The 10,921-nt window shown below is 46.4% G+C and carries 10 protein-coding genes; 5 read left to right on the forward strand and 5 right to left on the reverse strand.

Annotated elements, in window-relative coordinates:
- Nucleotides 1–11 precede the first annotated feature (11 nt).
- The gene (hisF, locus tag ADA42_RS11775) at nt 12–770 is read right to left on the reverse strand and encodes an imidazole glycerol phosphate synthase subunit HisF (protein ID WP_004934116.1); all 759 of its coding nucleotides are present in this window, start codon (nt 768–770) and stop codon (nt 12–14) included.
- 113 nt (nt 771–883) lie between these two features.
- Here hisF and ADA42_RS11780 point away from each other — a divergent pair, with 113 nt between their 5' ends.
- The 4 genes from ADA42_RS11780 to ADA42_RS11795 all read left to right on the forward strand — a co-directional run bounded on the left by ADA42_RS11780 (nt 884) and on the right by ADA42_RS11795 (nt 7,480).
- Entirely contained in the window at nt 884–1,834 is a 951-nt protein-coding gene (locus ADA42_RS11780; protein WP_004934118.1) for a homoserine kinase, read from the forward strand.
- A gap of 13 nt (nt 1,835–1,847) precedes the next feature.
- Nucleotides 1,848–2,477 (forward strand): DUF1294 domain-containing protein, encoded by a 630-nt coding sequence (locus ADA42_RS11785; RefSeq protein ID WP_025094638.1) that lies wholly within the window; start codon nt 1,848–1,850, stop codon nt 2,475–2,477.
- A 34-nt stretch (nt 2,478–2,511) separates the two neighbouring features.
- On the forward strand, nt 2,512–2,907 hold the full coding sequence (locus ADA42_RS11790) for a DUF4870 family protein (protein WP_004934122.1): 396 nt from the start codon (nt 2,512–2,514) through the stop codon (nt 2,905–2,907).
- A gap of 580 nt (nt 2,908–3,487) precedes the next feature.
- A complete protein-coding gene (locus ADA42_RS11795) occupies nt 3,488–7,480 on the forward strand; it encodes a Pls/PosA family non-ribosomal peptide synthetase (RefSeq protein ID WP_048765354.1) in 3,993 nt (1,330 codons plus the stop codon).
- A 60-nt stretch (nt 7,481–7,540) separates the two neighbouring features.
- Here the strand turns inward: ADA42_RS11795 and hisA are convergent, their stop codons facing one another.
- The 4 genes from hisA to hisB form a co-directional block, all read right to left on the reverse strand.
- Complete coding sequence (gene hisA, locus ADA42_RS11800) at nt 7,541–8,275, reverse strand: 1-(5-phosphoribosyl)-5-[(5-phosphoribosylamino)methylideneamino]imidazole-4-carboxamide isomerase (RefSeq protein ID WP_048765356.1); 735 nt, start codon at nt 8,273–8,275, stop codon at nt 7,541–7,543.
- Nucleotides 8,276–8,372: 97 nt separating this feature from the next.
- Nucleotides 8,373–8,951 carry a DUF805 domain-containing protein gene (locus tag ADA42_RS11805; protein ID WP_048765357.1) on the reverse strand — a complete coding sequence of 193 codons (579 nt, stop codon included), beginning with the start codon at nt 8,949–8,951 and terminating at the stop codon, nt 8,373–8,375.
- A gap of 131 nt (nt 8,952–9,082) precedes the next feature.
- Nucleotides 9,083–9,700 (reverse strand): imidazole glycerol phosphate synthase subunit HisH, encoded by a 618-nt coding sequence (gene hisH / locus ADA42_RS11810; protein ID WP_004934131.1) that lies wholly within the window; start codon nt 9,698–9,700, stop codon nt 9,083–9,085.
- Nucleotides 9,700–10,293 (reverse strand): imidazoleglycerol-phosphate dehydratase HisB, encoded by a 594-nt coding sequence (hisB, locus tag ADA42_RS11815; RefSeq protein WP_004934134.1) that lies wholly within the window; start codon nt 10,291–10,293, stop codon nt 9,700–9,702. The genes hisH and hisB overlap by 1 nt, the downstream gene beginning before the upstream one ends.
- A gap of 101 nt (nt 10,294–10,394) precedes the next feature.
- On the opposite strand from hisB, the gene ADA42_RS11820 reads away from it, so the two are divergent.
- The gene (locus ADA42_RS11820; RefSeq protein ID WP_004934135.1) at nt 10,395–10,778 is read left to right on the forward strand and encodes a GNAT family N-acetyltransferase; all 384 of its coding nucleotides are present in this window, start codon (nt 10,395–10,397) and stop codon (nt 10,776–10,778) included.
- The last annotated feature ends 143 nt before the right edge of the window (nt 10,779–10,921 follow it).

Genomic DNA, 10,921 nt, shown 5'->3' on the forward strand with positions numbered 1-10,921 from the left:
TGTGCTGCCAATTAAAGACGCATTTCAATGCCTTGCGCTGCCAAAAACTGTTTGGCTTCTGGAATGGTGTGCTGACCAAAATGGAAAATACTGGCTGCAAGCACGGCATCGGCACCGCCCTGTAAAATACCATCGGCCAAATGCTGCAAATTTCCTACGCCACCAGAGGCAATGGTCGGAATTGAAACGCGGTTGTTAATTTCGCGCATCAGGGCGATATCGTAACCGGCTTTGGTGCCATCGGCATCCATACTGGTCACCAGCAATTCGCCGGCACCGTATTCGGCCATTTTGACTGACCATTCCAGCGCATCAATGCCAGTGGGTTTGCGTCCGCCGTGGGTAAAGATTTCCCATTTATTTTCGCCGGTTTTTTTGGCATCGATGGCCACCACAATGCACTGTGCGCCAAAGCGTTGTGAGGCTTCTTGCACAAACTCCGGATTAAACACCGCGGCCGAGTTAATACTGACCTTGTCTGCACCGGCATTGAGCAATAAACGGATGTCTTCAACTTTACGTACGCCACCGCCCACGGTAAGCGGAACAAAAACGCTTTCTGCCATGCGTTCGACTGTACGGTAGGTGGTGTCACGTCCATGATGCGTTGCTGTAATATCCAGAAAAGTGATTTCGTCTGCACCTTGTTCGTTGTAGCGGCGTGCGACTTCCACAGGGTCACCTGCATCACGGATATCTAAAAATTGTACGCCCTTTACGACACGGCCATTGTCGACATCAAGGCAGGGAATAATACGTTTTGCAAGCATTGTGACATCCAACAGTATGAGTCTAAATAAATAAATTTTCCGAGATCATCAAGAATCTTGGTAAACTGTGTGGCTATTCTATCAAACTTATATTTGTTTCACGCAGGTTTTCTATGTCGGTTTATACCCCGTTGAGTTTACAGGACGTTCAAGCATTCGCATCGCCTTACGGATTAGAGGTGATTGACTTGATTCCAATTCAGGGAGGTATTGAAAACACCAACTACTTTATAGTCGACAGCGCGCACAAACAGTATGTGCTGACTGTGTTTGAACAACTTGACGAACAAGGTGCCAGTGAATTACCCCCTGTGCTTGAACATTTGGGCCAGCATCACGTACCTGTGGCGGTGCCTTTAAGCTATGCGGGCAAATATATTCATAGCATTGCCAACAAACCGGCACAGATTGCGCCGCGTATTGCAGGCGAGCACCCGATTCCGGCTACACAAGCCCAGATTGAAGCCATCGCCAAAGCGCAGGCCGAGTTGCATCTGGCGTTGCAACACAAAACCTTCGAACGTGGTGTGCGCCGTAATCATGCCTACTGGACTGCTGTGGGTCAGCAACTCAAGCCAAAAATGTCATCGGAAGATGCTGAATTACTGGATTATGTTTACGCGCTATTTAACCAGACCCGTACGCAGCATCCCGATTTACCTCGCGGCTGGATTCATTCGGATATGTTTAGAGACAACACCTTGTTTGTGGGTGATGTGCTGGAAGGTATTTTAGATTTTTCCGAACTCAATCAAGACGATTTCTTGTTTGATATCGCCATTACCATCAATGATTTTTGTACACGCTATCCATTGCCAGAGCTGGATCAGGCTCATGCCGATGCGTTTGTTGAAGCTTATCAGCGCGTACGTGTTTTAACTGAAGATGAACAGGCCTGTCTGGGTGTTTATCTGGCTATGGCAGCCTGTCGTTTTTGGTTAATGCGTTTGCAAGTGGCTCAGCGTAATCTTGAAGAAGGGCGTACGGGAGACGACATCATGCAAAAAAATCCGCTTGAAATGCGTCAGATGTTAATCAATCGTTTACAGGTTGTTGCTGCCTAAGGAAGACATTGCCATGCGTGATCAGGGACGCTTAGTCGAATGGTTTGATGAAAAAGGCTATGGCTTTATTCAACCCGACGATATGAACAAAGAACGTGTGTTTTTACATATCAGCGACTTTGCCCGCAAAGGGCCGCGTCCTTTGGTGGGCTGTGCACTGGATTATGTGGTGATTTTAGATGAGCAGGGGCGTTTTCGGGCCAAGCAGGTGGTTTACGTCAAAGCCAGAAATAGCCGCGCGCCAAGTCGTTCAAAGGCGCCTTCGGTGGTGCCTGCGGCGCGTCCTGCGCTGGTGCCTATGCAGCTGGCTGCTGTGCTGTATATTGTGGTGGTGGCCGTTTTGAGTTTTAGCAAGCTGCTGCCACCCTTTAGCTTTATTTTTATTACGCTCATGAATGTGTTGAGCTACTGGTTATATGCACAAGACAAAGAAGCCGCGCAAAACGGTACTCGACGTATTGCGGAAAGTACCTTGCATGTGGTGGCTTTTTTGGGTGGCTGGCCGGCTGCGTGGCTGGCACAACAAAAATTGCGACATAAAACACAAAAACAACCTTTTCGTAAGATTTATTTTTGTACCATAGGGTTAAATATAATTTTATTACTGTGGTTGGTCTCTCCGCTGAATGTTTTGATCCATTAGAGAGGCCTTAAATAGAAAAACGAAAAGGTGACATATGAATCTTCCTGCTGAACAACTTCAATCTAATAAAACCCTCACACTGGTCCTTTATATTTTATATATTGCTGCAATTTTTAGTGCCGGCTTACTGGCCATTATCGCGCTCATTATCAATTACGTGAAGCGTCAGGATGTAGAAGGCACTTGGCTTGCCTCGCACTTTACATGGCAGATCCGTACCTTTTGGTGGTATCTGTTCTGGAATATTATTGCCTTTGTGCCATTTTTCTTTTTATTTTTCACAGGCAATAACGACAATCTATTTGCCGGCGTGGCGTTGTCTGCGAGTACCTTCTGTGTGGCGGTGATTGGTCTTTCGTGGATCTGGATTGTCTACCGTGCAATTCGTGGTTTGATTGCGTTAAATGACAATAAGGCGATGTATCTTTAATTGTGTGATTGTATCTATATTAAAAAAAGAGGCTTAGGCCTCTTTTTTATTTCATTCATGACTCTATGCAATAAAAAGCAAGAAAGAATTTTGAATAATCATATCCAACTTTAGTATATTGCTTAAAATATAAAAATCGATAGGATAGTTTTCTTATCAGATTTTGATGAGTGCCATATTATTTAAAAAATAAATGAATTAAAAAAAATAAGATATTGTTTTTTATATAAAAATTAAAATTTAATCTTGATGTAAATAATTACACAGATTTTGTAAAGCGTTCTCCATGATTATTTTTGATCTTTTTGAAATTGAATAAAATACATTTACTTATTCATGAACGAATATGAAAACTTAAAATCAGATTAAAAAAACAGGTGATTTTTTTAATTCTGAATTAAGCAATCTTGCCTAGTATAAAACCTGAACAATCTGCCTAAAGAATAAATAAAACTCTTGGGTGCTTGTTTGTGGTGATGCGCTGATTTTAACCGCAGCAGATCGACCACGGGGTTTATCCTCAATTTTGTTCCGCAAAATGAACGATAAATACAATCGATGGCGAACATTTGGATATCCTATGAACGCAATAATTCATATTCCTTCAGTCATTCGTGGCGAACAGCGACCCGACTTTATCCAGGCTGAGGTTCTCTCAGATATTTTAGACACCACGGCAGCACAGTACCCGACGCATATTGCCTTAATTGATCAAGATCGTCAGATCAGCTACGCAGAGCTTGCCGCACAAGCCGATCAGATTGCGCAGCAACTGATCGCACGCGGTATTCGGGCTGGTGATATTGTGGGGTTGTGGCTACCGCGCGGTGCCGATCTGTTAATCGCACAAGCCGGGATTTGTAAGGCAGGCGCGGCATGGCTACCCTTCGATATGGATGTGCCTGTCGAGCGCATTCAGGTCTGTCTAGACGATGCACAAGCCAAGGGAATTGTGACCAGCACAGACTGGGCAGCGCAGTTGACCCAACTGGCTCAGACCGTGTGGCCTGTGGCCGAGCTGAACCAGCCAACGAATTTGCCGCCTGTGATGCAGCGTGCGGCGCGCTCCGATCCGGCTTATATTATTTATACTTCGGGTTCGACCGGAAAACCCAAAGGGATTGTGATTGAACAATCCAATATTTGTCATTTCTTACGTTCTGAAAACTCAGTGCTGGGTGTTCGGCATGACGATAAAGTCTATCAAGGCTTTTCAGTTGCCTTTGATATGTCTTTTGAAGAGGTCTGGATTTCATATCTGGTGGGGGCCAGCATCTGGATTGCCCCCAAAGATCTGGTAACCGACCCAGAGCGTTTATGTAAAGCACTACAGCAGCACAACATCACGGTGCTGCATGCAGTTCCAACCTTACTGGCTTTATTTCCAGAAGATGTACCCAACCTTCGGATTATCAATTTAGGCGGTGAAATGTGCCCCGAAGCACTGGTTGCACGTTGGGATTTACCGCATCACCAGATTTTTAATACCTACGGACCTACAGAAACTACGGTTACTTCAAGTCTGGCACGTGTCTATGCCAACGAACCGGTGACCATTGGGGTGCCATTACCGAACTACGGGATGTTGGTACTCAATGACCAGCTTGAGCTGGTGCCACAGGGCGAAGTGGGCGAATTGTGTGTTTTTGGGCCAAGTGTCGGACGTGAATATCTCGGGCGACCGGAACTTACAGCAGAAAAATTTATTCAAAACACGTGGGCCAACAACGAGCACGAACTCAAACTTTACCGTACCGGTGATTTGGCGCGTCTGGATGAAAACGGACAGATTCAATGCCTTGGCCGTGCCGATGATCAGGTCAAAATTCGTGGCTTTCGTGTCGAACTGGGTGAAATTGAAGCCAGCCTGTGTGATTTAAACGGCATCGGAACCGCGGCCGTGGTGCTGCGCCGTGACGACGATATGGACCAGTTGGTGGCTTTTATTGTTCTCGATCAGGAACAAAAAGACCGCATTCAGGTGAAGGACATTCGTGCCTATTTAAAAGCACGCTTACCGGCCTACATGGTGCCGAACCGCTTTGAACTGGTCGATCAGGTACCACGCCTACTTTCTGGTAAAATTGATCGTAACGCGCTGCGCAAACTGGAGTTAAGTCAGCACATCGATAGCGCAGTATCTGACGAGCCACAAAACGAAGCCGAACAGATTTTATTTGATTGTCTGGCGAAAATTTTTCCGAATCAGGCCATTCAGCTTTCGGCAGATTTTTTTGATGATTTAGGTGGGCACTCGCTACTGGCTGCCGTTTTAACCTCGCATTTGCGTGAATATCCGCAATATGCACAAATGACCATTCAAAATATTTACCAGCTTCGTAAAGTCGGCGCGATCAGTCAGTTTATGCTGCAACAGGCCAAGCAGCAGCAAATGCGTGAAGTCAAAGCCTATCATATCGATAATGCCAAACGTATCCGCTGTGGTGTGGCACAAATGATGGTGATTCCAGTCTTGATTGGCTTGACCATTTTGCAATGGCTGGCGCCATTTTTTAGCTATCATTACTTTACGGGAAGTCCGGGTGACAGCGTGCTTCGCGCTATGGGAATTTCGCTCGGTGTATACGTGCTTAGCCTGATCCTCAGTTTTGCCATTTCAATTGTGGGCAATCGTTTACTGTTAAAAGGCATTCGTCCGGGCCAGTATCCACTCTGGGGCAAAACGTATTTCCGCTGGTGGTTAGCAGATCGTTTGAAAGGCATTGCGCCGCATTATTTGCTGGCAGGCTCAACACTCAATAATCTGTATCTGAAAGCTTTGGGTGCCAAAATTGGACAAAACGTTCATATCGGATCGGTGCATATCCGTATGCCTAATCTGTTAACCATTGAAGATGGGGTCAGTGTGGGTTCGCAGGTGAATCTGGAAAATGCCAAAATTGAGCAAGGTCAGTTGGTACTCGGCAAGATCCGCCTGCAAAAAGAAAGCTATGTCGGTTCATACAGTGTGCTTGAAGAAAATACCGAACTGCAAGAGTACGCCCATTTAAATGCGCTCTCTGCCTTAAGTAACGGTAAAACCGTGCCCGCTTTTGAAGTGTGGGATGGTGCACCAGCACGCTATAGCAAGCAGTTAGATGTTGCGCATTTGCCTTCACGTGCCCAAGCATCGGCAGGGCGTAAAGTAGTAGAGCTGGGTTATTACGCTTTGAGCGTGGTATTTATTAGCTGCTTGTTTTTTATTCCGATTTTCCCAAGTTTTATTCTGGTCGATTGGTTTGATGTGAACTACTTTCACGGTATTTTGCAGGCATCCAACAGTGTGTCTACTGCGTTCCGTTACTTCCTGTTTGCCATTCCGGCCAGTGCGGTCATGGTGGTGTTTACCGCACTCTTTGCTGCACTGCTACGAAAAGTGATCTTGCCGAATTTAAAAGCAGGTACCTATTCGTTACACAGTGGTACTTACTATCGTAAATGGTTTGCTACCCAGATTTTTGAAACCAGTTTGCAAACTCTCCATGGTCTCTTTGCCACGATTTATGCACCTGCTTGGTTTCGTCTTATGGGTGCCAAGGTCGGACGTGACAGCGAAGTCTCGACTGCAACCGGTGTGGTGCCCGAGCTATTGTCATTGGGTGACGAGAGCTTTATTGCCGATGCAGTCATGCTTGGTGATGAAGAAATTAGCCGCGGCTGGATGGTATTGCAGCCGACCGTGATTGGTTGCCGTAGTTTTGTGGGCAACAGTGCTTACATTGCCGACGGCACAAGCTTGCCAGATGGCGTGCTGATTGGCGTGCAGTCGAAAATTCCAGAGCACGATGTTTTAAAAAGTGGTGAAACCTGGTTTGGTTCGCCTGCACTACGCTTGCCTGCGCGCGAATCGGTTGGTGAATTTCCAGAGCATCTTACTTTCCGTCCGAGCCTTGGTCGTCGCTTCATGCGCGGTATAATTGAAGGGCTACGCATTGTATTGCCGCTGGCCTTCTCCATTGGCATGGGTTACATGATTGTATTGTCTGTGATTGACCACGTGGTACATCAGGGCTGGGCAATCGGGTTACTGACTCTAGCGGTGTCTGGTGTGGTGTACGGCATTGCCAGCTTCTTGGTGATTGTATTGCTGAAATGGGCATTGATTGGTCGTTATACGCCGCGTTCAGCCCCGATGTGGACCATGTTTGTATGGGTAAGTGAGGGCATTACCAGCCTGTACGAATCGATCGCAATACCAAACTGCCTCAACTATGTGCGCGGTACGCCGTTACTCCCAGCCTTGATGCGCTTATTGGGTGTTAAAGTGGGTAAGCAGGTGTATATGGACACCGCAGACATTACCGAATTTGACTGTGTCTCGATTGGAGATTACAGCGAACTCAATAGCTTTAGTGGGCCGCAAACACATTTGTTTGAAGATCGCATCATGAAAATCGGTCGTGTGGAAATTGGGCAGCATGTGACCGTACATTGTCGCAGTATCGTGCTGTACAATGCTGAGGTGGGCGATCAAAGCTTACTCGGGCCACTGACCTTGGTCATGAAAGGCGAAAAAATTCCGGCACAATCGGCCTGGATCGGCTCACCGGCACAGCCGTGGACCAATGGATAAGTACACAGTAAAAGCAAAAAAAAGATGCCTCAAGGGGCATCTTTTTTTGTACTAATATTTTTAGTTCATTACGTTTTGATCCAGCAATAACTGTGCTTCACGCAGACTTAAACTGCCTTCATAAATGGCACGACCAGTAATGGCACCTAAAATTCCCGGCTGGCCTTTGAGCAAACGCACGTCGTCCAGATTGGTCACACCGCCTGAGGCAATTACAGGTAGGCCAGAATACTGCGCCAAATGAACGGTCTGTTCTACGTTAACGCCTTGCATCATGCCGTCACGCGCAATATCGGTATAGACAATGCTTGATACGCCTGCATCTGCAAAGCGTTTGGCTAAATCGGTGGCCTTCACGTTGGTCACATTGGCCCAGCCATCGGTTGCCACCATGCCATCTTTGGCATCGATGCCCACAATGATATGACCGGCAAACTGTTTGCAAGCCTGCTCGACAAACTCAGGCTCTTGCACAGCTTTGGTTCCAATAATCACAAAAGAAACGCCAGCATCGAGATAATGCTCAATGGTTTCAAGTGAACGAATACCACCACCAATTTGAATTGGCAGTTCAGGCTGAGCTTTGGCAATCGCTTCAACGACAGGCTTATGAATTGGCGTACCTGCGAAAGCGCCGTTTAAATCGACCAAATGTAAGCGACGCGCGCCTTCATTGACCCAATGCTGTGCCGTTGCCACCGGATCGTCAGAGAAAACGGTATCGTCTTCCATACGGCCTTGTTTTAAGCGAACACATTTACCATCTTTCAGGTCAATTGCAGGGATGATCAGCATGTTTTCGTTCCTTGCATCATCATGTAACTAAAATTTGATCCATCTTAACAAACTAATTGCAAATCGCTAAGCCCATAAGTATCGGTTTTTCGCGAAATCAGCTGCTTAAACGTGTCGAATGTGTTGAATGCTGGATTGGCAATGTATCTGGCTGAAACACCGTCGCGCGCTCGGTATATTCTTGATACGAGCTAAACATGCTGGTACTAAAGCCAACAATAAACAGAATCGGCAACAGCACCAGATACATCCAGCCCAATACTTTTTCCCAGCCCGGTGTGCCACGCGGCAGACCAAATCGGTTGGCGCCTGCATCGCCCTTGGCAAACAGTAAATACAGCACCAAAATTGCATTAATCAGCGGCACAATAAACAACAGAGACAACCAGCCACTGTGGTTACGGTCGTGCAGTCGGCGGATCATAAAAATAAAGCTATAAAATAAAAACACCACATAGCAGGCAATCAGCAATAACGTGCTGATCAATTGCACGGCTGTCGATTCAGAAGGAAAACTTGTAAAAATCAGACTAATAACCAGAACGGCAACCACCACCAAAATGGTAGAGAGCAGGCTCCATGCTGCAAAGGACAAACGGCCCATACGGCCTCGGGAGTTTAAAGGGCGATCAATGCTGCCAGGTACGGCAGGCGGAGTATTATCAGGTATCGTCATTTTTATAGGCCTTTTCATCAATGCTATTGTTATGGAAATGATTTAATCATTAAAAATATAGTCAAACATACCATTCAAAAATGTTATTGCTGCCACTTCGCCCAATCTTAGGCGAAGTGACTAAAAAAGGTTTAGATGTTCCATTCCACAAAGTTTTTGAGCAGTTGCAAGCCTGCGGTATGACTTTTTTCTGGGTGGAACTGCGTGGCAAACAGGTTGTCTTTGTGTATTGCCGTACAAAATTGCAGACCATAGTCACAGGTTGCTGCAATCACATCGTGCTGCTTTGGCTCAACGTAGTAACTATGCACAAAATAAAAACGGGCATCTTGCTCAATGTTGTTCCACATTGGATGGCTCGGATCGCCCTGATGGACTTGATTCCAGCCCATATGCGGTACTTTAAGGCCATCGATATCGGGGAAGTGCTTCACTACACCTTCAAAGATACCCAGCGCATCCGCTCCGCCATTTTCTTCCGAACGCTCAAGCAAAGCTTGCATGCCCACACAAATCGCCAGTACCGGTTTATTAAATGCAGCATGACGCACGACTTCGTCAATACCGGCATCACGCATGCCTTGCATACAATCACGCATTGCACCAACACCCGGAAAGACAATTTTATCGGCTTTGGCAATTAGTTTTGGGTCATTGGTCACATCGACCGTAGCCCCCACATGCTCAAGCGCTTTTGCCGCAGAGTGTAAATTTCCCATACCATAATCGAGAAGGGCTACACGGGTCATTACAGGCTCCCTTTGGTCGATGCAATGGTACCTGCCGCACGCGGATCGATTTCACAGGCCATACGCAGGGCACGGGCAAAGGCCTTAAATACGCTTTCGATTTGATGATGGCTGTTTTTGCCTTTGAGATTGTCGATATGAAGTGTCATCAGGGCATGATTGACAAAGCCTTGGAAAAATTCGGAAAACAAATCCACATCAAAGCTGCCAATGCGAGCGCGCGTAAACGGAATATCCATGAACAGACCCGGACGGCCAGACAGATCGACCACCACACGCGATAAGGCTTCATCGAGCGGTGCATAAAAATGACCGTAGCGACGTAAACCTTTTTTATCTCCCAAAGCCTGTGCAAAGGCTTGGCCTAAGGTGATACCACAGTCTTCGACAGTATGATGGTCATCGATCTCCAGATCGCCATCACAGTGAATATCAATATCAAATAGTCCATGTCGCTTGATTTGATCAATCATATGGTCTAAAAATGGAACTCCAGTGTTCAGTGTACCCTGACCCGATCCGTCGAGGTTCAAACGAACTCGAATCTTGGTCTCATTGGTATTTCTTACCACTTCACTGATACGTTCTGTCATGGACACGTTCCTCAAAAAACGTCAAAAATGATGAATATAAAGATCAATTCGCTGTGACAAAAAAAGTGACAGCACCATCGCTTGCTCAGGAGGGTTAATCAATGCCTATAACCGTACATGCTTATACTTCACTCGAAAACGAAGAAATGCGCACCCAGCTTGAGCGACTGTACGATACAAGTCCTGAATTTGGTGACGGGCAAGATGCAGTTGAACAATTAGAGCAAAATCTGGCTCAGTATACCACGGTTTATACAGCCGAATTTAACAGCAAGATTATAGGTGCAATCTGGTGTACAGGACAAGGAGAAAGCAAGATTCTTGAATATGTGGTGGTGCATCCAGCCAATCGTGGCCGAGGTGTCGCCGAGCGCTTGGTCAGCGAGGCATGCCGCCTTGAAGAAGAAAAAGGTGTAAACAGTTTTGAGCCGGGCTGTGGGGCCATTCACCGCTGTTTGGCGCATATTGGCAAACTATCGACCTGATCGGAGCCATTTATTGAGCGGTTTGGTTTAAAAATAGCCGCTTAAATAAAAAAACGCGTAACTGACTTGACCTTTGATGACGAAACCTGTTTAATACGCCCCATCGGCGCGATAGCTCAGTCGGTAGAGCAACGGATTGAAAA

The organism is Acinetobacter sp. 243_ASPC (genome assembly GCF_001054715.1).
Taxonomy (GTDB): Bacteria; Pseudomonadota; Gammaproteobacteria; order Pseudomonadales; family Moraxellaceae; genus Acinetobacter; species Acinetobacter soli.